Raw genomic sequence first — 21,244 nt, 5'->3', positions numbered from 1 at the left:
AAGAATTAACGGTCTTCTTCGTTGTCCCAGTTACCCAGGTCATCTTCTGTGCCTACTTCACCGTCAGGCCCCATTGAAAAGATGTCGATCTTACCCATTTCACCCGGGCTAACCAGCTGATACGGATTACCCCAAGGATCTTCAGGTAGCTTTGAAATAAAGCCGCCTTCAGGGAAACGCTTTGGTACAGGGTCAATGGAGGTTTGTGTTACCAGGGCTTCCAAACCTTGCTCTGTGGTTGGGTACTTTTTATTCTTAAGCTTGTACATTTTCATTGCGTCTTCAATCTGACGAATGTCCAGCATCGCTTTTTCTTTTGCAGCTTCTTCTTGTTGACCCATGATGTTAGGCGCCACGATAGACATGATCATCCCAATGATGACCAAAACCACCATTACTTCTAATAATGAAAATCCAGATTGTTTTTTCACGTTGATTACCTCAATGCTGTTTGCGTGCGATATCAAACCGACACGCTGATGTTGTATATGCAATTAATTTGACTACAGACCAATTGCTTTGTTCATCGCCATGATTGGCTGTAGGATCGCCATTACGATAAACAGCACGATCACGGCCATGCTTGCAATCATGGCGGGTTCGAGCAGTTTTAACGAAACGCTGACCATACTTTCGAATTCCCTGTCCTGGTTGTTAGCAGCACGCTCTAGCATCTGCTCCAGTTCCCCGGACTTTTCACCACTTGCAATCATATGAAGCATCATGGGCGGAAATAACTTTGTTTGTGCCAATGCAGCTCGCAGGCTTGCACCTTCACTCACATGGGTTGCCGCTTCGGTCACGGCCGCTTTTATCTTCTCATTTTCCAGTACCTGACCGGAGATTTTCATCCCTTCCAGCAAAGGTACGGAACTGGAAGACAAAATACTCAGAGTACGAGCAAAGCGCGCGGTATTGATGCCGCGACTAATTTTACCAATGCCGGGAAGCTGTAATAGCTTAGCATCGTACCAAAAACGCACCTTGGGCCGTTTCAGCGCTTGCTTGATTAAAAAGACGCTGCCAAAAATAGCGATAAGAGACACCATCCAGTAGGCCTGCACAAAATTACTGGCTGCCATAACCCACTCTGTTGTCCACGGCAGAACCTGTTTAGACTTCTCAAACGTTTTTAGAATTTTTGGTACCACAGTGCCCAGCAGAACTGACACGATAGCAATAGCAAATATCACCAGAATGGTTGGATAAACCATTGCCTGGGTGATCTGGCTGCGCATATGCTGACGCTGTTCGGTGTAATCTGCCAGGCGATTTAATACTTGATCCAAATGGCCCGACTTTTCACCGGCCGCCACCATAGCCCGATATAAATTATCAAATACATGCGGAAACTCTGACATACCATCAGCCAGCGTGTAACCTTCAACAACTTTAGAACGAACGGCCATCAGCATGCGTTTGAGACGTGGCTTCTCGCACTGCTCTGCCACTGCCATTACGGCAGCTTCTACTGGCAAAGAGGATTGGATCAACGTCGCTAGCTGGCGGGTGATCAGGGCAATATCGGAAACCGAAGGTTTATAGCTAGGTCTTAGACTAAAACCACCAGAGCTGGCAGACTTTTCTTTTTCCGCTGCAGGCGCCACCTCAAGTGGCATCATGGCTTTTTCGCGCAGCATCTGGCGAACCTGCTTGGCAGTATCTGCCTCCAGTATGCCTTTTTTCTCTTTTCCTTTGCCGTCTAAAGCACGATACTCAAACGCAGCCATTAGCCTTCCTCACGGGTGACCCGCATCACCTCTTCCAGCGTCGTCTGACCTTTCAGCACACGGGCACAGCCATCCTGACGAATGCTGGGGCTGAACGTTCGTATGTACTTCTCAACCGACTGCTCACCTTTACCGTTATGGATCAATTCACGAATGTGCTCGTCCACAATTAACAGTTCATGGATACCGGTTCGACCTTTATAGCCGTTGAAGTTACACTCTTCACAACCCACAGCACGATAAATTGTGGTTTGAGATCCTTTCTCAACACCCAACAGCTCACATTCACGGTCATCCGCAAGATGTGCTTCTTTACAGTTAGGGCATAAAGTTCGTACCAGTCGCTGTGACAAGACACCCAATAAAGATGAAGATAGTAGAAAAGGTTCAACGCCCATGTCTTCCATCCGGGTAATCGCACCCGAAGCGGTATTGGTGTGTAGTGTTGACATCACCAAGTGACCTGTCAGTGACGCCTGAACGCCTATCTGGGCGGTTTCCAGATCCCGGATCTCACCAACCATCACCACATCTGGATCCTGACGCAGTATCGCGCGCAGACCACGGGCAAAGGTCATATCCACTTTGGGGTTCACCTGAGTCTGACCAATTCCGGGGATCTCATATTCAATAGGGTCTTCTACGGTCAGTATGTTGCGATCTTTGGAGTTAATCTGCGTCATACCAGCATACAAGGTGGTACTCTTACCAGAACCGGTCGGACCGGTAACCAGAATAATACCGTGTGGTTTGGCAATGATCTCAGCAAACAGTTCACGGTTGCGCTCCGTCATACCCAGATCTTCCAGGTTCAGACGCGCATTGTTTTTATCTAACAGACGCAGTACTACACGCTCACCAAAACTGGATGGCATAGTCGAAACCCGCACATCAACGGCACGACCAGCGATACGTAAACTGATCCGACCGTCCTGTGGGACCCGCTTTTCAGCGATGTCGAGTTTAGCCATAACCTTGATCCGGGATACCAGCAATGAAGACAGCTTGCGGTTAGGCTTAAGCACTTCTTTCAGCACACCATCGACCCGGAAACGGATCACTAATTCCTGCTCAAAGGTCTCGATGTGAATATCCGAGGCCCCTTCTTTGATCGCTTCACTGAGCATGGCGTTAATTAGTTTGATGATTGGCGCATCGTCATCAGCAGCAAGCAGATCTTCAGTTTGCGGCATTTCTTCGGCGAGCGAGAATAGGTCAACTTCGTTACCTATGTCTTCCATCATCTGCTGTGTTTCAGAGCTGTCTCGCTGATACGAGGCTTCCAGCAGCAACTCAAACTTGTCGTCATCCAGCTGCTCAAGGGTAAATCCAGCCTGAGCAATACGACGTACTTCAAGCAACGCATCCAGCGAAGGTTGGCCTTTATAATAAACTTTCAGACCTTCTGATTGCTGACTTAACAGCAAACTCTGGCGTCTTGCATAAGCAAAGGGCAAGCGCACATGCGACCCAGCCTCTGCATCCATTGATTCATCCAGCGCCAACGCTGTTTCATCATGACCGTCAATGAGTTCCTGTATTGCTTCAGTCATTGTTCTTCTCGTTTTGCTCGCTCAGAAACTCTTCATACGTCGGTGGTAATACCATGGCATCATCCCACTGAGGCAGAATTGGCGCATCCTGCAGTGGCATCAGATCAATACCGTCTTCACGCTGCTTAGTCTGCTCACCACGGATAAACTTATATTTAGCATGGCTCAGCTCGTTCATACTGCGGCTGTCACGGACAATCGTCGGACGAATAAACACTAACAGGTTACGCTTGCGCTTAGTTGTGTTTGTTGACTTAAATAAGTGCCCTAAGAATGGAATATCACCCAACAGAGGCACTTTAGATACACTTTCCTGAACATCTTCGTCAATCAGACCACCCAGGATAACCATGCCGCCGTCATCAGCAATTACGGTTGTGTTAATAGCACGTTTATTCACCGAGATATCAACCGCGGTTGCGCCGCTGACACTGGAAACTTCCTGCTCAATGGTTAGCTGTACCGCGGTACCATCATTAATTTGTGGCGTGACCTTCAATTTAACACCCACTTCCTGACGGTCTACGGTCTGGAACGGGTTAGAGTTATTTTCACTGGCCGTTGAGCCTGTGATGATAGGGACTTCCTGACCGACAATCATAGACGCTTCTTCGTTGTCCATGGTAGTGATCGATGGCGTAGCCAGAATATTTGAGTTGGTATCGGTTGATACAGCCTGGATGATCGCACCCCAGTCGTTTTTCACTACGCCCATTGCCAGACCATTGATACCGCCCAGCAAAGAACCCAATGCACCTAAATCACCCTCAACGGTTTCGTTGTATTCGGTGATCTTAGTCGGATCTTCTGTACCAGCCTGAGTACGAACGACCGTCTTGTCGCGCGCCTGCTCAGCTGCCACGGCCAATGCACCAACTGGTACCGTTGTACCATTATTGAACTGCAGCATACCGCCTTTTTCAGTGATCCATTGCAGACCAAAGTTAATACCGTCACCTTCCTGTACTTCAACTACAATGGCTTCAACCAATACCTGAGCTCGACGAACATCAAGCTTTTCGATAACGCTGGCCAACGAGCGCATGGTATCCGGCTGCGCAGTAATAACCAGTGAGTTTGAATCTTCGTGGGCCTCAATACTGGTTTCGTTCTGGCTGCTCCGGGTGCGGGTCTTACTGCCTCCCTGCGCTTCTTCTTGTAGCGTTTTGCTCACCCCTTGAAGCACTTTAACCAGCTCTTCTGCCTTGGCATAATCCAAGTAAAACACCTGCGTATTGCCCTGGTTCTCCAGTTCTTCATCCAGACGCTTGATCAATTCAATGGCACGCGTACGCGCTTGTACTTCACCACTAACAACCACACTGTTAGTTCGGTTATCCGAGACAATTTTAGGGATCAGAAACTCTGGAACCTGGTTTTTACCGCCATCTTTATAGATTTTCTCAACTACCTGAACAACATCGTCAGCTGTCGCATGTTGCAGACGTACAATGTCAACGCGCTGATCACCTGCCTGGTCAACCGACTTAATGATATTAACCAAGCGATTCACCGACGCAGCATGACCCGTCAACATCATCACGTTAGCTGAGTTGAAGTTAGTCACGTGACCACCATCTTTTTGGTCACTGAACTGACGGATCAATGGTCCCAGTTCCTGTACACTGACGTTTTTAACTTCAACAACTCGGGTGATCATCACATCCCCGTTATTGTCGTTACCATCGCCGACCAATGGAACATTGGCCTTCTTACCATCCGAGCTGCGTACAACTTTCAGAACCCCAGTTTCCATTTCAACGACGGCATAGCCGTAAACTTCTAGAACGTTAAGGAAAAACTGATAATAAAGGGCCTCATCCATCAGCTCGTAGCTGCGAACATTAATGTTGCCCCGTACATTTGGGTCAATGATGATGGTTTTGTTGAGATTTTTACTGATGATATTAATGAACTCGTTAATATCAGTGCCTTTAAAGTTGGCCGCATACTCAACCGCAGAAACAGACAAGGACAATCCAGCCGCAAATAACAGAGCTGCATACTTAGCTAACCCTTTTTTGATTTTTGTGAGGTGTAGCTTTCTACCCATGATTTTTATAACTCCAAAATTATTGTCTTTACAGGCTAAATTGCACATCGACAGTCTGGCCGTCACGTTCAATCGTGATATTGGCATCAGTGCTATTTCTCAGCTCGTTCATTGCTGACATAGCCTGTTTCATATCCGTGAGTTGGAAGCCATTAATAGCAATGGCGAGATCGTTATTTTTAAGCCCCATTTTCTTAAACAGTTCAGGGTCTTTACCTGGACGCAAACGATAACCAACCAGTTGGCCATTGCGCCTTTCAGGTGAAATACGAATGTAGTCAAACAATTTACCCGGCTCAGCCAGCAATTCGTCTCGGCGCTGCTTAAGCTCTTCACGGGTTTGATTACTGACTCTGTTTGGCTTTGCGCTAGTACGACGCGGCTGTACCGGTGAAGCAACCTGACGGCTGAACTCAATGCCATCTAACATCAAAGTTTCAAACCGGCCACCCACATCCAGGATCACCCTATCAGGCAGAACTTGAGCCAGTTTGGCGCGGGTACCCTTAACGGCATCCTGGACCACGTAGGTTTCCTGGCGCCCCTGGGACTCAATAATCGCCAGCCCGGCAGCATCATTCTGGCTAACTGCTACAATACCAGTTAGGCGAACATTTAGCTGCGTTTCGGGGGCATCAGATATTACCGGCTTAGGCGCTTCAACCACAGGTTTTTCATTGGCCTTGCCAAATATGTTGTGGCCGAGAATAGAGCGACTGCTAACCGCGGCCGAATTCTGCGCATAAACTTGAGACTGAGTAGGTAAAGGCTGTGTCTGCGGTACTGGCCAAAGCAGCCAAAATAACTTAGCAAAAAGAAATGCGATATACACAACAGCCAAATACACCACCAGGCGGCTAAGTTTCGCATGGGGTAAGTTATGTAGTAATTTTTGCAACTGTTGTAGCTGTAATTCCATATGTCATATTCTTATTCTGTTGAGCGCCTCAGTGTACCGCCTCGAATTCGATTCAACAAGCACGCGTATATGAAACTTTAAAGTAAATAGGTACAACTTAGAATACCTAACTGAACACAGCATTAACAGTGCCTGTGGCTGAGATGTAACCACATCAGAGCGTGTTCAGATGCTTTTTTTGCCTCATCAAATGTGTTAAATTTCACCGATTAAATTAGCTTTGGGCATTAGTTAACGAATTGTGACAAAAGTCAATCAAGAAAACAACCTAAGCGAAGTGAAAGTACGCCTGGACAAGTGGCTCTGGGCGGCACGCTTTTATAAAACCCGTACCATTGCCCGCGAGATGATCCAGGGTGGCAAGGTACACTACAATGGCCAACGCTGTAAACCCAGCCGAATGGTTGAGGTTGGTGCTGTGATCAAACTGGCACAGGGTTTCGATGAAAAGGAAGTCACCGTGCTGCACATTATGGAAAAGCGTCAGAGTGCGCCCATTGCCCAGACCCTCTACGAAGAGTCAGCTGCCAGCCTTGAAAAACGGGCACAAAATGCCATTGCGCGCAAAAACAATAGCTTTTTTGCACCGCGCCCTGAGCATAAACCAGATAAAAAGCAGCGTCGCGAACTGCTCAAACTGAAATCTAGCTAGGATCCGAATTGATGCAACAAGATTTACTTCATCGATATATTTTCGATCAACTCGATGTACGTGGTGAACTCGTACAAATTGAACAGACCTTTAATGACATTATCAGTGGTCATGACTACCCGAAGGAAGTACAAACTTTATTGGGTGAACTGCTGCTTGCGTCCAGCCTGCTGACTGCCACTTTAAAATTTGAAGGCGACATCACTGTACAGTTGCAGGGGGATGGCCCAGTTAAGTACGCAGCTATCAATGGCGATCACAAGCAGAATATGCGCGGTATTGCCCGTCTACAAGGTGAGATCACAGGTAGCAGTATTCAGGATTTGATGGGTAAAGGCTATATGGTGATCACCATTACACCCAATAAGGGTGAGCGCTATCAAGGGGTCGTTCCGCTAGGCGGTGAGACGCTGGCGGCTTGTCTGGAAGATTATTTTATCCAGTCTGAACAACTCAAGACCCGCTTGTGGTTTGCCACCGATGTAAACGGTGAGCGTGCCAAAGCGGCCGGATTGTTTTTACAGGTACTGCCTGTTGACAAAACTAAGTCGGAAGAGGATTTTGCGCATCTAGAAGCACTGAGCAATACTATTAAAGATGAGGAATTGCTTACGCTGGACGCACAAACAGTCCTGACACGCTTATATCATGAAGATAACCCACAGCTGTTCGAACCCCAGGAGATTAATTTTGTTTGCGGTTGCAGCCGTGACAAAACCATCAGTGCATTAGCCAACATCGGCCAAGAGGCGCTGCTGGAGGATATTCAGAAGCAAGGTGAGATCAATATCAGCTGTCACTACTGCCTAAAAAATTACCGATTTGAAGAACAAGATATCAAGGCTATTTTTAATTAGCTGGGATATTTTAATCACATTGAAGACAAGCCGCCATTTTGGCGGCTTTTTTGTCGCTTAAAATTGATACCGGTGTCATTTAAAGGTCATATTTTATGACACCGGTATCATTGAAATTATTCGATTTTTTTGACAAATTTATGGCGTTTTACCCGGTTTCAGGGCTCGAATATCTGAATTTCATCTGTTACTATAATTTCAGCTTTTGGTGAAACTTCTCCAGAGCTATCCCGTTCAATTCTCACATTTAGGTATAAACATGACTTCAAGCGCTACTCGTTTTGTCGATTTAACTGCAGCTGAACTTGTCGAACACGCCATCCGCCGTGGTGAAGGGACTTTGGCCGCAAATGGAGCTTTTGTAGCAAAAACAGGCCGCCGCACAGGGCGTTCACCTAACGACCGTTTTATCGTTAAAGAGCCAAGCACAGAAAACGACATCCAATGGGGTAACGTTAACCGCCCATTCGATGCTGACAAATTCAACGCGCTGTGGGCCCGTGTAGAAGCACACGTGAACAGCAACGACCACTTTGTCTCTCACCTTGAAGTGGGTTCAGATCCTGAGCACTATTTACCCGTTGTTGTAACAACAGAAACAGCTTGGCACCACATTTTTGCCAAAAACATGTTTATCGAGCCTGAAAAATACAATGCAGCTGATTTACCCCAATGGCAGGTAATGAATGTACCTTCTTTCGTTTGCGATCCAGAGCGTGATGGCACGAACAGTGACGGTACAGTGATTATCAACTTTGCAGAGCGCAAAGTGCTTATCGCAGGTATGCATTATGCCGGTGAAATGAAAAAGTCTATGTTCTCAGTACAAAACTTCCTGTTACCAGCGAAGGGCGTACTGCCAATGCACTGTAGTGCAAACGTAGGCGAAGCAGGCGACACTACCTTATTCTTTGGTTTGTCTGGCACAGGTAAAACAACCCTGTCGGCAGATCCTAAACGCTTCCTGATCGGTGACGATGAGCACGGCTGGGCACCTGGCAGTGTATTCAACATCGAAGGCGGTTGTTACGCTAAATGTATCGACCTGTCGCAAAAGAACGAGCCGGTCATCTGGAACGCAATCAAGTTCGGCACCATCCTTGAAAATGTGGTACTGGACGAAGCACGCGTACCTGATTTCAATGACACTAGCCTGACGCAAAACACCCGTGCAGCTTACCCGCTTGAGCACGTTGAAAAGCGTAAAGTAGAAAACCGTGCTGGCGAACCTCGCGCAGTGGTTTTCCTGACTTGTGACGTGAGCGGTGTACTACCACCTGTGTCTATTCTGTCAGAAGAGGCTGCGGCTTATCACTTCCTGAGCGGTTACACTGCAAAAGTGGGCTCTACAGAAATTGGCTCTACTTCAGACATCGAGTCAACTTTCTCTACTTGTTTCGGCGCACCTTTCTTCCCGCGTCCGGCTGGCGTTTACGCAGAACTTCTTATGAAGCGTGTACGTGAGTTCAACTCAAAAGTTTATCTGGTTAACACTGGCTGGACTGGCGGCCCTTACGGTATTGGTAAACGTTTCGATATCCCAACCACACGTGCTGTGATTGACGCAATCGTTAACGACACCCTGGAAGGCGTAGAAACACAACACATTGACGCCCTAAACCTGGACGTACCGGTTGCTGTACCAGGCGTAGACAGCAAACTGCTTAACCCAATCAACACTTGGGAAGACAAAGCAAAATATGCTGAGTATGCATCTAAGCTGGCTGCGGACTTCGAAGCGAACTTCGCAAAATACGATGTCTCTGAAGCCATCAAATCAGCAGGTCCTCGCGGCTAAGCTAATTTAGGATCAGATTCCTTTATCAAAAGCGCCCCTCGTTGGGCGTTTTTTTATGCCCAATAGTCACCCTTCTCTGGCACGCTGCCGCTTAGAGTAATACCAATTTGCTTAACTAAGTGTTCTATTTTGAGGCGAGAAAACAGGGTCGATAACACCGCTCCCGCGTTCTGCTATCGCTGAGGCATCTAGGTCCATATAGACGAGGCGAAAATTTGCGAATTTATACCATAGGTAAAGGTTCTAAATGAGAAGGTTTTAACACCGTTAGCGTCATATTTGCACCTTCAAATAGAGCAGGTACTAAGTGAAATTGGTATAAATTTAGCGGGAGTGCTTGAGCTGTTTCCAGGCTGTTGAAAGCAACTGACCCAGTGTGACCGGGATCACCGTGAGCAACGCCACCCCCTTATCGAAATTGGGATTCAGCGCGCAGTAATGGGCAATTTCGGGTTTCTTGCTGGCTTTAAACTGGGCTACTTCCAGCGCCGAATAACGCGTTTTTCGCCCCACCACTTTAAGACACGGCAAACCATTCACCTCAGATACTAATCCAGTCGGGTTTAACGCTCCATAAAGCTGGGACTCAACCGGAGATCCTGTCGCTGTTGGATATACAGTGGCAATGTTCTTCGCCATCGCCCGGAACATGGCCGGACTGAGCATAGTATCTGCGTATAACAAAGTGCGCCAGGGCCGGCGCAGATAAGCCTTGGTCACTTCGAAAATAGAGAATGTAAAGGTATTATTCTTACCCCGGAACTGCGGTAAAAAGCCGGCCGACGCCCCGATAACACTCAATGCCTTATGGCTATCGTCAAAGGTCAGCAAACAATAACCAATGAGCTCTGCTGAATCCGAATAATAAAGTCTCAGCCGGCGGTGCGTAGGCCCGCTTTGCTCAAAGTAATAAGCAAAATATGCTTCAGGGTCGATCCCCTCAAAGCACAAGCCAATAATAGACAACAGCTGAGCTCTGTCTGCTGAGCTCAGGCAACCAGCCCCGTACGATAAGTCGCGCTTATTCACTGGGCTTTGACGGCTCAGGTGCGGCTGTCAGGGGAGTAAATTTTTTCGCAACTGGCAACATCACCTCCGCGCTCAACCCCCCTTTCTCGCGGTTACGTAAACGTACTTTACCGCCATGGGTAGAAACAATGCGTTTGATGATCGCCAGGCCCAGCCCACTGCCCTCACTGCCACGCGCCAGATCACCCTGTTTAAAAGGTTCAAATAACGTTTCCAGCTCCTCTTCAGGGATCCCTGGCCCTCTGTCTTTAACTTTAATAAACACCGCCTTGTGGCGAGCACTAAACTCTGTCACAACCTCAATCTGGTCGTCTGAATAACGGATAGCATTCTCTATCATGTTCGTAACCACCCGTTTTAGCGCCACATGGTTCATCATCACCGCGGGAACATTTGCCGCTGTCGTCAATACAATTTCGCGCTGATGCTGTTGCTCAGCATGCACTACTTCCTCAACGACAGCATTGACATCGTCCAGCACCATTTCTCCACTGTTATGGTGCCTGAGGTACTCAATAAACTGATCAATAATGGCATTCATATCTTCAATATCATCAATAATGCCGTCTTTCAGGTAGGCTTCTTCGTCCGACATCATTTCTGTTGCCAGTCGGATCCGGGTCAAAGGTGTCCTTAAATCGTGAGATACCCCAGCCATCAATAGACGCCGATCGTTCTCCAGCTCAGCGATCCCTTTGGACATTTTATTAAAAGCTCTGGTCACTTCGATGACCTCCGTAGAGCCATGCTCAACCAGGCGAGTAGAAAAGTCCCCCACCCCAACCCGGCTGGCTGCAATCTGCAAAGCCTTGAGAGGCCGGTTCAGGTGTCTCGCAAACAGCCAACCGCCCAGTACGCTTAAAAAGCCGATACTGGAGAGATAAAACACCAAAAACTCCATTTTAGTCTCAGAGAACCCGGTGAGTGGTACCCGAACCCAATAACCCGGTGCCTGGGGCGCTTCTACCCAGTAGACCACAGGATCGCCCTGACTGATCCGTACCCGCGCGGAGCCATTGAGCTGCTCAGACATACTACGCGACAACAAAGTGTATTCTTTTGCCTCTCCGAGGCCATTGCGATAGGCCTCACGCTGGCTCATCACTTCAATGCCCGTGATCTCAAAAAACTTTTTTGATAAAGCGGAATCAATCTCAACCCCTTCTTCCCAGTCAATGAAAACGGTTTTAACCTGCTTGGCAAGCATCAGGTTGACCTGCTCAAAAGTAGGCTTGAACACGTACAGCGTGACTGTGATGTAGGAGACGATCTGGTTGATCAGTAGCAGCGCACCGACAAAAAACACCGTTTGTCCAAACGCGCTGCGTGGCAGGATACTCATTTACTTTTCGCCGTCTGGCACAAAAACATAACCCAGACCCCAAACGGTCTGGATATAGCGTGGATTAGAGGCATCCTCCTCTATCATTCTGCGCAACCGAGAGACCTGCACATCAATACTGCGCTCCAGTGCGCTGTAATCCCTGCCGCGGGCCAGATTCATTAGTTTGTCACGGCTCAATGGCTCTCTGGGGTGACTCACCAACGCCTTCAATACTGCAAATTCACCGCTGGTCAGCGCAATGGTTTGATCGTCTTTTTGCATTTCCCGGGTTGCCAGGTTGAGCTTAAAGGCGCCAAATTCGACTTCATTTTCTTCAACAGCCGGAGCCCCAGGGACTTCTTTGGCACGACGGCGCAGCACCGCTTTGATCCGGGCAAGCAACTCACGCGGATTAAATGGTTTAGGCAGGTAATCATCCGCGCCCAGCTCTAATCCGATGATCCGGTCAACTTCATCCCCTTTGGCCGTTAACATCACAATGGGTATTTCGTTTTCTTTTTGCCTGAGACGACGGCAGATAGACAAACCATCTTCACCAGGTAACATCAAATCCAATACCATCAGATGAAAGTTTTCACGCTCCAGCAATCTGTCCATTTGCTCAGAATTGGCAGCACTACGAACGATAAACCCCTGCTCGACCAGATATCGCTCCAGCAGGCTGCGCAAACGCATATCATCGTCAACGACTAACACTTTGGTGGTTTCATTCCCCATTGGCATTCTTCTTATTTTTTCTTTAGTTGACCCTAAATATAATTGAAATTAAAACGCTTAGACACCATTAACAATGAATAAGATTGTTACCGAACGTTACAAGTGTCGCCTGATGTGGCTTTACCTTACCTGGCCCCAGGTGAAGCAGGTAAGATTGGTATCGGACCGGATCCGAATTACACTAGACACATGTAGTTGTTCTACCAAAGTAAGCAACAAAATGAAAACCAACCTAATTACACCTGAAGGCTATCGCAAGCTACAGCAGGAACACGATCATCTGTGGTTTGAAAAACGCCCGGAAGTGACCAAAATCGTTAACTGGGCAGCAAGTTTGGGCGATCGCTCAGAAAACGCCGACTATACTTTTAACAAGCGCCTGTTACGACAAATAGACCGTCGAGTACGCTACTTGCGTAAACGCATGCCCGACTTAAAAATTGTTGAGTATTCTCCACAACAGCAGGGCAAAGTCTATTTTGGTGCCTGGGTCGAAATTGAAAACGATGACGGCGAAGTAAAACGCTTTCGCATCGTCGGGCCCGATGAAATCTATGAACGGAATGATTATATCTCCATCGATTCCCCCATGGCGCGCGCGTTACTTGGGAAAGCCGTCGACGAAGAATACAGTGTAAAAACCCCGCAAGGTGAAATGCTTTGGTATGTCAATAAGATCGACTACACGGCCTGAACACTTCCGTTTCAGATATGATATGATGACCGCAAACGCAGGCCGAGAAAGAGGCCTAGCCAATTGAACTATATAAGGATTTTGCATGAGCAATATCTCAGCCCGTTTAGCTGCTGAGCTAAACGCATCACAACAGCAAGTGGATGCTGCCACCGCACTCCTCGATGAAGGTGCGACTGTTCCGTTTATTGCCCGTTACCGTAAAGAAGTCACAGGCGGTCTGGACGATACTCAGCTACGATTGCTCGAACAACGCCTCGGTTATCTGCGGGAGCTGGAAGAACGACGGGCTTTTATCATCAAAACCATTGATGAGCAGGGCAAGCTCACTGACCAATTAGCCTCAGAGCTAAACCAGGTGCAGAGTAAAACCGAACTGGAAGATTTATACCTCCCCTACAAACCCAAACGTCGCACCAAAGGCCAAATAGCCATAGAAGCCGGGCTTGAGCCGCTGGCCGACTTGCTGTTCCGCGATCCAGATCAGACACCAGAACAAGCTGCCGAAACCTATATCAATGCCGATCAGGGCATTGCAGATAGCAAAGCCGCACTGGATGGCGCCAAGTTTATTCTGATGGAGCGCTTTGCCGAGGATGCCAAACTCCTCAGTAAATTCAGAAATCAGCTGAAACAGCATGGTTATCTAGAAAGCCGTGTTGTGCCAGGGCAGGAAGATGCAGGTAGTAAGTACCGCGATTATTTTGAGCACGACGAAAAGCTCGCCAGCGTCCCTTCTCACCGTGCCCTGGCAATGCTCAGAGCCCGCAATGAAGGCATTTTGCAGCTATCTATCAACCCAGAGCCTCAAGCGGAAGACCCGCAGCAGTATTGTGCGCAAATGATAGCAGACCATTATGGTCTGGAGGTCTCGGGGCGAGCGGCCAGCAATTGGCTAATGACCGTGGTACAGTGGGCGTGGAAAATCAAACTCGCCACCCATCTTGAAAACGAAATGTTGGGTGCTACTCGAGAATTTGCCGAGCAAGGCGCCATAGATGTCTTTGCCAAAAACCTCAAAGATCTGCTGATGGCTGCCCCGGCAGGCCCACGCGTGACCATGGGGATCGACCCGGGATTGAGAACTGGCTGTAAAGTCGCCATTGTCGATAAGACAGGTAAGTTACTGGCAACCACCACCATTTACCCCCATGCACCGCAAAATCATTGGGATAAGTCACTGCGCACGCTGGAACAGCAATGTCGTCAGCACAAGGTTGAACTGATTGCGATCGGTAATGGTACGGCGTCTCGCGAAACCGATAAACTGGCAGCTGAACTGCTCAAAGCAGCCAGTGAGCTAAAACTGACCAAAGTGATGGTCAGTGAAGCCGGTGCCTCGGTCTACTCCGCTTCTGAGTTTGCCGCCAACGAGTTCCCGGATCTCGACGTATCATTGCGTGGTGCCGTCTCCATTGCCCGCCGACTGCAAGATCCGCTGGCTGAGCTGGTTAAAATCGAGCCGAAATCCATTGGTGTAGGCCAATATCAGCATGATGTGTCACAAAGCCAGCTGGGTCAGACACTGACGACTGTGGTGGAAGACTGCGTAAACTCAGTGGGTGTCGATGTTAATACTGCGTCTGTGCCGTTATTGACACGCGTATCTGGCCTAAATAAAACCCTGGCCACCAATATCGTTAAGTTCCGTGATAGCAATGGCTCATTCAGCAGCCGCAAACAGCTAAAACAAGTAGAGCGCCTGGGACCTAAAGCCTTTGAACAGGCTGCCGGATTCCTGCGAATTGCTAATGGTGATGATCCGCTGGATGCCTCAGCGGTTCACCCGGAAGCTTACCCGGTTGTGAAAAAGATCTGTGGCAGCAAGGCACTTGATGTCACCGCACTGATCGGCAACAGCGATGTGCTGAGCAAACTGGATCCAGCCGAGTATGTCGACGATAAGTTTGGCGTACCAACCATCACGGATATTCTGGGTGAGCTGGACAAACCGGGCCGTGACCCGCGTCCTGAGTTTAAAACGGCCCAATTTAAAGCGGGCGTCGAGACCATTGCTGATCTGAAAGTCGGCATGACCCTTGAGGGTGTCGTCTCAAATGTTGCGAACTTCGGTGCCTTTGTCGATGTTGGTGTACATCAGGATGGCCTGGTACATATTTCTGCACTTACGGACAAGTTCATTTCCGATCCACGTGAAGTGGTTAAGGCCGGTGATATTGTTAAAGTGAAAGTCATCGAAGTGGACGTTGCCCGTAAACGGATCAGTTTTACCATGCGACTGAACGATGAGATCCCGGCAAGTACCGGGCAGAAGCAAAGTAAACCTGCTTCGCAAAAACCTGGCGGCAAGTCTCAGCGACCCGCACAGCGTAAAGAGCCTCGCCGTGATAATCGACGTGACAACAGCAACGCAGCTATGGGCAATGCCTTTGCAGAGGCCTTTGCAAAGCTGAAAAAGTAACGGCTGATACCACAACGACAGAGGCCCGCAATCGCGGGCCTCTGTCGTTTAATACATAAAGGCGAGTTAAATCACCACAGATAACTGCGATGCCCCTTTGGGCCTGGCAACGTCTCCATAAAATCCTTCAATTCTCAGTGCGCGTGAAGCAATTTCCGGATCCCGTTCGATAGGCAATGCCACAGCAAATGGGTCCACTTCTTCTTCTAACCGGGCAGACTCAGGTTGTTGCTCACTGATCTCATCTTCATTAAGACGACGGGTTTGGTACCCCACAACACGATTACTGCTGTCGTCCTCATCCTCATCGCCACTAATGGATTGCTTGGCAAGATCCGCCTGAGCCTGAGCTATTTTGGCTGTCGCATCTGCTGCGATGGCTCTGTCAGCACCCGACGGCTCTGCCGGTGCCAACGCGGCAGCACGCACTGTTTGCATTTTATCAATGGTTTCGCGTGGATCCCCAGTGGGTGCCACGTCTATCATCACCTGACCACCAACCGCATAATTATTGCCGTCCGGCCCACGCTGATATTCATAAGTTGGTGACCCTGCGTACTGCCCCCCCACTCTGGCATGCGCTTCTTCATGCAGACGCACTTCGCGATCTCTGTCTTTCAGTTCCTGAATCTGTGCCTGCTCAGCTTCCAACTCAGCCTGTTCGCGGTCACTCAGTTCTTGTGAGTCTTGTTGCTCCTGTTGTTCTCCCTGACTGCTTTGTCCGCCTTCCTCACGCTCCTCAATGGTTTTGCCATCTTTAAGCTGACCAGTGCTGTCATATAAGCCGGAGTCGTCCGCAGACAAAGGTTTTTGCTTGTCACCATCTGAAAGGGGTTTGTTTTCAGTAAACGCAGGGGAGACCGGCGCAGGTTTTGGAATAACCTCGCGGAGCTGATTGTCACGTTGCGCCGTCTCAGTATAGACGTTCGCCGTGTTTAAGTTCATCGCCGGGGGTGGCGTTACTATGTTCATTACGCTTTAATGTCAATTAAGGTACCCAGGACTTCGTCAGCTGTGCGGATCGTCTGTGCATTTGCTTTAGCATTAAATTCTGCCACTTTGAGGTCTACGACCGCCTCGTCCAACCTTGGTGGTTGACCCACAGGAGCAGTCACACCTTCATTGCTGGATGCGCCCTGAAGTTGTCGTTGCTGTGCGACCTGTTGCTCGCTTTGCTGGTCCAGTGTCGCCTTATTGATGTCGGCTGCTGCCTGCTCGGCACTTTGGCGGGCAAGCTCAAACCCCTGAACACCTGCATTTAGGATGTCACTGACTGCCATATATCGCCCCACAGTTAGAAAATCTCACCCTAATTATTGCTCAATTTATAAACGAAATAAAGTCTGGGCGGCAAAAAATTGCCGCTTTTTTCATTGTGGGAAACTAAAGAATTGATTTTAAATGAGTAACAAACTCATCTTTATGCGAGATAAATGGGGCATGCGATGCTTTGGGTAAAACAAACGCCTTGAAATGTGGATTGAGCGCACTCATACGTTCAATCACATCACCGGGCACCAGCGCATCGAGTCGGCCGAAGAGGCCAAACACTGGCTGCGTAAGCTCACGAAAATAAGCGCGGTAGTCACACCGGTTCAACGCATCAAGGCCCAAACTTAATGCCTCTGGATGTGGCGCTGGCAATTGCGCCAATAACTGACGTAATTGTTTAATATCATCACGGGCATGCTCACTACCCATCGCCTGAATAGCCAAAAAACGTTCTATGGTTTTAGCGCTATCGTCGGCCAGCGCCTGCTTAAACCCTGCCAGCACTTTAGGCTTGATCCCCGGCCAGTCTGGCTGCTCTACAAAGCATGGATTGGAAGCGACCATCACCACTTTGGCTACCTTAGCGGGATATCGATGCGCCAGATTAAGCGCCACCAGCCCGCCCAGCGACCAGCCAATCAACACCGAACCATCGGCAAGCTCTGTCGCAATCTCATCGGCAAGGTCGTCGAGAGATTTGCAGTGTTCAGGAAATGCCGCTCCGCCAAACCCCGCTAAATTTATCGCCCGCACGGGTAAAGGCTGTACTTGCTGAAGCTGCTCAATGCTCAGTTGCCATACCTGTTTATTCATACCCCAACCGTGCAATAAGACAATCTCGCTTTGCATTCATTCACTTCCTCGACCAAACTTGTGGCTATGATAGCGATTCAAGGATGGAAAGCAATGTCATTAGCCCGCGCACTCACACACACGCTGTTTCCCTGCTACTGCCCCTGTTGCCACAGCACAGTTGACACTCAAGGGATATGTGCTCCCTGTCTGAGTGCACTGCCACTGTTTTCCCCGGACCAGGGCAACCTACTGTTGCGTGCAGATATTCAGACGCAGTTTAATTTGCCCTGCTGCGATGGCCTGATTGCCTGTGGCTGGTATAAGGGCATGCTGAAACGCTGGTTATGTGAACTCAAGCTACGTCATCGAAGTCATGCTGCTTACTTATTACGTCAGGTCATTAGCCATCAATGGCGGCGCTACTGTGCCGAACAAATAATCGATGTGGATGCGGCTATTCTCATTCCCTTACCCAGACACAGATTGATCAATCGCGGCTTTAATCAGGTAATGCAAACCTGGGGCCGCGTGCTCGAAGCCCAGCTTGCCACGCTGCCCGTCTTATCGAAACGTATGACACGTAGCCAACAGTCATTAACGCGTGGGGCCCGCTTAAAAAACCAGACCCAGGCTTTTAGACTAGAGGGCACCCTAACAGGTCAGCGAATTTTACTGGTTGATGATGTGATCACCACAGGGGCCACCATGAATGCCGCTGCCCAGCTCTGCCGACGCGCTGGCGCCGCTCAGATCTGGGCTTGTGCTACCTGCCTCACACCTTATTAATGAATCGCCTGCGAGAAAAACAACGCATTACTAAACAGTCGACTGCTGCCATACCAGAATCCGCGAAATACCGGGTTATCCGTCATTGCGACAGCCACGCCCTGGCCATAAGTATCAGCCACCAATGCCGCCGACTGCGCGATCTGCGATACATTTCGTTCATCAGCATAGCCTGCCAGTAGAGGCTGCTGCTGATACACGGCCACATCCAAAAACGGTTCTTCACTGGCCTGAAGCACCCAGGCACTGTTTTTAAAAACAGGTAAGGTACTATTCTCAAATCCAAATGCCAGTGGATGAGAAAGATCCAGCTGCGTGCCAAAAATAGCCCCTGCGATCCTTTGCTGTGCGGCCAGCTGCTCTTTGTCTTTAAAACGCATCCCCTGAGTATCAAAAGACGCTCGTAAATCTTTGTTGCTGATGATCTCAGCATTCAGCAACTGATGCTCAATCAACCATTGTGCGCCGCGCTTATGACCCCAGATCACCCCACCTTTGTGGACCCAACTGATAATCGCGGCCTGCGCTTTCTTGCTCATTGCTGAGTAACGGCCATCCGCCAGCACAATATGGCTGTAACGACTTAAGTCTGCGCGTCCAAGGCGGTCTATTTCTATCACGCTGGGGGCAATTCCGACATGCCTGTCAAGGTGATACCAAAGCTCACCGACTTCGTACTGACTGGTGCCTAGCCCACCAACCAACAACACTTCGGGTTTATGCAGTGGCATCATCCGTCGCGAGCCTAAATCAATGCCCTGCGGCGTCAGGCCTGAGCGAATCGCCATGACCTCAATACCGAGCGCACTGGCTTGCTCTGACAGGATACGCCGCCAGTTCTCCTGATTTTGCAGCCCCGCCGGGATCACCACAGTGCCAGCATCAAACTGCTGTTCGCTCTGAGTCAGCTTTGCAGTAAAGGGTTGCAGTGCCACTCGTGCCTCCAGGCCCTCTGTCAGCAGCTGGTTAAGTAACTTAGGTGCCAGATAATGCTGCCAGGAGAAAGCGTAGGCATATGCCTCTGTCAGGGGCGTCTCTGCGACGATACCATCGTTTTGTGCTTTTGATTCAGTGACTTTCAATCCCCAGCTACTGGTTACCTTGGCAAAATCTAGATCATAGGCATAAGGTAACGTCCACCCTGAAACATCATAAAAGGTATTGTCTTTAAACTGGGTTTGTTCACTGAACATAGCCTTGACCAAACGGACTTGCGGCTGTGCCAGAGGAATATACAGATCGCCGGCCTTAAATTGCTGATCTTTAATTTTCAATGCCTTTTCCAGCTGCTGCACTTGTACCTGATGCTGGCTAAGCAGCTCGGAAAACTGGCTGAATCGATATGGGTCCTGTCCTGCCGATACCACATACCCAAGAAAATCTTGCTGCTTGGCTTCTTTTTGCGCGCTTTGATAAAAGTGCTGCTGATAGTCGAGTAAAGCCTGACGGTTAGCGGCTGTGCCCCGTAACGTAGAGAGTGAAGTAATGAGCTGATTTTTGATGGTTTGTGGAAAGGTTAACAAGCCATTAATGGTTTCTTGCACATGACCACGGCTGCTAGCCTGCTCAAATAATATCCCCACCGCGCCGTTAATGTCCGGGTAAGTTGAGCCTTTGCCATAGTAAAAGTCGTCAAAACTCTCCTGAGTAAAATATAACTGCCCAGCCTGATCCAGCGCATCGGCGTGAAACTGGCCAATGGCCGCCGTTAAGCTCTGGTTGCGCTCAGGCGTCAAAGGATGCGTGCGTGAGGGGATCCCAGGCTGGAAAAAATAGCTCGAATTAGGACCCATCTCGTGAAAATCGGCCAGCACATTGGGTTTCCAGTCATGAAATGCCGCAATTCGGGCGCGAGATTCCGGATGCTGCAACAACAGCCAGTCCCGGTTTAAATCAAACCAGTAGTGATTGGTTCTGCCAGAAGGCCATCGTTCAACATGTTCCCGGTGTTGGGGATCGCTTGATAATACCTGGCCCCGGTGGCTATTAGCCCAGTTCGCAAAGCGCGCTAGCCCGTCTGGATTCAAAGACGGATCGAGCAGGATTACGGTGTCGCGCAACAAAGCTTCGATCTTTTCGCCCTGTGCAGCAGCCAGATAATAAGCCACCAGCATGGCGGTATTACTCCCGGACGGCTCATTACCATGCACGCTGTAACCCAGCCAGGCAACCGCTGGTGCCTCTGTGCGTTGCTTAGGCTGCGCAAGTGAAGCGATGTGCGCGCGCTTCACAGCTTCGATGTTTTTCAGTCGCGCAGCCTCTGTGATCGTCAGCAGGATGAGCGGCCTGCGTTCATGGCTGTAGCCAATGGTGGTTATTTCAACCCTGGGGCTGGCTTGTGCCAGGGTATGTAAGTACTGCACCAGTTGCTCTGGACGAACATGCCACTCACCCACCTCATAACCGAGCACCTCATGCGGTTTTGGAATTGCAGGATCAAACTGGCTTGTGTCATCAAAATAAAAATTCAATGGCTTGGCACTTAGCGGCAAGCTCAACAAACACAGCATAACTAACAGGCGATACATAAAGTCTCCATTTATTCCGGCAATTTTTGACCAGCCAGTACGCTATCAATGCGACTTAAGTTGCTGCAAATTTTTACGCCCAACACTAGCTACA

The 21,244-nt window shown here is 49.1% G+C and carries 18 protein-coding genes; 6 read left to right on the top strand and 12 right to left on the bottom strand.

Features of this window, described 5'->3' with window-relative positions:
• Positions 1-5: 5 nt before the first annotated feature.
• From gspG to gspC, 5 genes are all read right to left on the bottom strand, one after another.
• Entirely contained in the window at positions 6-431 is a 426-nt protein-coding gene (gene gspG, locus MHN31_RS20965) for a type II secretion system major pseudopilin GspG (protein WP_125564545.1), read from the bottom strand.
• Between the two features lie 72 nt (positions 432-503).
• Positions 504-1,730 (bottom strand): type II secretion system inner membrane protein GspF, encoded by a 1,227-nt coding sequence (gspF, locus tag MHN31_RS20960; RefSeq protein ID WP_125564547.1) that lies wholly within the window; start codon positions 1,728-1,730, stop codon positions 504-506.
• Entirely contained in the window at positions 1,730-3,217 is a 1,488-nt protein-coding gene (gene gspE / locus MHN31_RS20955) for a type II secretion system ATPase GspE (RefSeq protein WP_171045146.1), read from the bottom strand. The genes gspF and gspE overlap by 1 nt, the downstream gene beginning before the upstream one ends.
• Before the next feature lie 58 nt (positions 3,218-3,275).
• The gene (gene gspD, locus MHN31_RS20950; RefSeq protein ID WP_138539545.1) at positions 3,276-5,336 is read right to left on the bottom strand and encodes a type II secretion system secretin GspD; all 2,061 of its coding nucleotides are present in this window, start codon (positions 5,334-5,336) and stop codon (positions 3,276-3,278) included.
• Between the two features lie 28 nt (positions 5,337-5,364).
• On the bottom strand, positions 5,365-6,255 hold the full coding sequence (gene gspC, locus MHN31_RS20945; RefSeq protein WP_239445224.1) for a type II secretion system protein GspC: 891 nt from the start codon (positions 6,253-6,255) through the stop codon (positions 5,365-5,367).
• Between the two features lie 241 nt (positions 6,256-6,496).
• Here gspC and hslR point away from each other — a divergent pair, with 241 nt between their 5' ends.
• The 3 genes from hslR to MHN31_RS20930 all read left to right on the top strand — a co-directional run bounded on the left by hslR (position 6,497) and on the right by MHN31_RS20930 (position 9,562).
• A complete protein-coding gene (hslR, locus tag MHN31_RS20940; RefSeq protein WP_125564555.1) occupies positions 6,497-6,907 on the top strand; it encodes a ribosome-associated heat shock protein Hsp15 in 411 nt (136 codons plus the stop codon).
• 11 nt (positions 6,908-6,918) lie between these two features.
• Entirely contained in the window at positions 6,919-7,764 is an 846-nt protein-coding gene (gene hslO / locus MHN31_RS20935) for an Hsp33 family molecular chaperone HslO (protein ID WP_125564557.1), read from the top strand.
• Between the two features lie 259 nt (positions 7,765-8,023).
• Entirely contained in the window at positions 8,024-9,562 is a 1,539-nt protein-coding gene (locus tag MHN31_RS20930) for a phosphoenolpyruvate carboxykinase (protein ID WP_125721725.1), read from the top strand.
• Between the two features lie 324 nt (positions 9,563-9,886).
• Here MHN31_RS20930 and MHN31_RS20925 read toward each other — a convergent pair whose 3' ends face one another.
• Genes MHN31_RS20925 through ompR form a run of 3 tightly spaced genes read right to left on the bottom strand, consistent with a single transcriptional unit; the run spans position 9,887 to position 12,653 of the window.
• A complete protein-coding gene (locus tag MHN31_RS20925; RefSeq protein ID WP_239445223.1) occupies positions 9,887-10,591 on the bottom strand; it encodes a hypothetical protein in 705 nt (234 codons plus the stop codon).
• A complete protein-coding gene (envZ, locus tag MHN31_RS20920) occupies positions 10,584-11,933 on the bottom strand; it encodes a two-component system sensor histidine kinase EnvZ (protein ID WP_125564561.1) in 1,350 nt (449 codons plus the stop codon). The genes MHN31_RS20925 and envZ overlap by 8 nt, the downstream gene beginning before the upstream one ends.
• A complete protein-coding gene (gene ompR, locus MHN31_RS20915) occupies positions 11,934-12,653 on the bottom strand; it encodes a two-component system response regulator OmpR (RefSeq protein WP_010387140.1) in 720 nt (239 codons plus the stop codon).
• Between the two features lie 220 nt (positions 12,654-12,873).
• Here ompR and greB point away from each other — a divergent pair, with 220 nt between their 5' ends.
• The gene (greB, locus tag MHN31_RS20910) at positions 12,874-13,347 is read left to right on the top strand and encodes a transcription elongation factor GreB (RefSeq protein WP_125564563.1); all 474 of its coding nucleotides are present in this window, start codon (positions 12,874-12,876) and stop codon (positions 13,345-13,347) included.
• Between the two features lie 85 nt (positions 13,348-13,432).
• Complete coding sequence (locus tag MHN31_RS20905; RefSeq protein ID WP_239445222.1) at positions 13,433-15,769, top strand: Tex family protein; 2,337 nt, start codon at positions 13,433-13,435, stop codon at positions 15,767-15,769.
• A gap of 66 nt (positions 15,770-15,835) precedes the next feature.
• Here the strand turns inward: MHN31_RS20905 and MHN31_RS20900 are convergent, their stop codons facing one another.
• From MHN31_RS20900 to bioH, 3 genes are all read right to left on the bottom strand, one after another.
• Positions 15,836-16,741 (bottom strand): putative metalloprotease CJM1_0395 family protein, encoded by a 906-nt coding sequence (locus MHN31_RS20900; RefSeq protein WP_239445221.1) that lies wholly within the window; start codon positions 16,739-16,741, stop codon positions 15,836-15,838.
• On the bottom strand, positions 16,741-17,049 hold the full coding sequence (locus MHN31_RS20895; protein ID WP_010387144.1) for a hypothetical protein: 309 nt from the start codon (positions 17,047-17,049) through the stop codon (positions 16,741-16,743). The genes MHN31_RS20900 and MHN31_RS20895 overlap by 1 nt, the downstream gene beginning before the upstream one ends.
• 103 nt (positions 17,050-17,152) lie before the next feature.
• Positions 17,153-17,890 carry a pimeloyl-ACP methyl ester esterase BioH gene (gene bioH / locus MHN31_RS20890; RefSeq protein ID WP_239445220.1) on the bottom strand — a complete coding sequence of 246 codons (738 nt, stop codon included), beginning with the start codon at positions 17,888-17,890 and terminating at the stop codon, positions 17,153-17,155.
• A gap of 57 nt (positions 17,891-17,947) precedes the next feature.
• Here bioH and MHN31_RS20885 point away from each other — a divergent pair, with 57 nt between their 5' ends.
• Complete coding sequence (locus tag MHN31_RS20885) at positions 17,948-18,622, top strand: phosphoribosyltransferase family protein (protein ID WP_239445219.1); 675 nt, start codon at positions 17,948-17,950, stop codon at positions 18,620-18,622.
• On the opposite strand, the gene MHN31_RS20880 is transcribed toward MHN31_RS20885, so the two are convergent.
• Entirely contained in the window at positions 18,619-21,150 is a 2,532-nt protein-coding gene (locus tag MHN31_RS20880) for a M14 metallopeptidase family protein (protein WP_239445218.1), read from the bottom strand. The two genes, MHN31_RS20885 and MHN31_RS20880, sit on opposite strands and share 4 nt — an antisense overlap.
• Positions 21,151-21,244: the final 94 nt, after the last annotated feature.

The sequence above is a fragment of the Pseudoalteromonas sp. McH1-42 genome, from assembly GCF_022347845.1.
Lineage (GTDB): Bacteria > Pseudomonadota > Gammaproteobacteria > Enterobacterales > Alteromonadaceae > Pseudoalteromonas > Pseudoalteromonas rubra_D.
Note: the sequence above shows the minus strand (reverse complement) of the source record. Positions and strands in the feature narration are given on the sequence as shown.

Bases quoted from the DNA above. Each gene is read 5' to 3' on its own strand.
- gspF (WP_125564547.1), bottom strand. From the start codon at position 1,730: ATGGCTGCGTTTGAGTATCGTGCTTTAGACGGCAAAGGAAAAGAGAAA.
- gspE (WP_171045146.1), bottom strand. From the start codon at position 3,217: ATGGATGCAGAGGCTGGGTCGCATGTGCGCTTGCCCTTTGCTTATGCA.
- gspD (WP_138539545.1), bottom strand. From the start codon at position 5,336: ATGGGTAGAAAGCTACACCTCACAAAAATCAAAAAAGGGTTAGCTAAG.
- gspC (WP_239445224.1), bottom strand. From the start codon at position 6,255: ATGGAATTACAGCTACAACAGTTGCAAAAATTACTACATAACTTACCC.
- hslO (WP_125564557.1), top strand. From the start codon at position 6,919: ATGCAACAAGATTTACTTCATCGATATATTTTCGATCAACTCGATGTA.
- MHN31_RS20930 (WP_125721725.1), top strand. From the start codon at position 8,024: ATGACTTCAAGCGCTACTCGTTTTGTCGATTTAACTGCAGCTGAACTT.
- envZ (WP_125564561.1), bottom strand. From the start codon at position 11,933: ATGAGTATCCTGCCACGCAGCGCGTTTGGACAAACGGTGTTTTTTGTC.
- ompR (WP_010387140.1), bottom strand. From the start codon at position 12,653: ATGGGGAATGAAACCACCAAAGTGTTAGTCGTTGACGATGATATGCGT.
- greB (WP_125564563.1), top strand. From the start codon at position 12,874: ATGAAAACCAACCTAATTACACCTGAAGGCTATCGCAAGCTACAGCAG.
- MHN31_RS20905 (WP_239445222.1), top strand. From the start codon at position 13,433: ATGAGCAATATCTCAGCCCGTTTAGCTGCTGAGCTAAACGCATCACAA.
- MHN31_RS20900 (WP_239445221.1), bottom strand. From the start codon at position 16,741: ATGAACATAGTAACGCCACCCCCGGCGATGAACTTAAACACGGCGAAC.
- MHN31_RS20895 (WP_010387144.1), bottom strand. From the start codon at position 17,049: ATGGCAGTCAGTGACATCCTAAATGCAGGTGTTCAGGGGTTTGAGCTT.
- bioH (WP_239445220.1), bottom strand. From the start codon at position 17,890: ATGCAAAGCGAGATTGTCTTATTGCACGGTTGGGGTATGAATAAACAG.
- MHN31_RS20885 (WP_239445219.1), top strand. From the start codon at position 17,948: ATGTCATTAGCCCGCGCACTCACACACACGCTGTTTCCCTGCTACTGC.
- MHN31_RS20880 (WP_239445218.1), bottom strand. From the start codon at position 21,150: ATGTATCGCCTGTTAGTTATGCTGTGTTTGTTGAGCTTGCCGCTAAGT.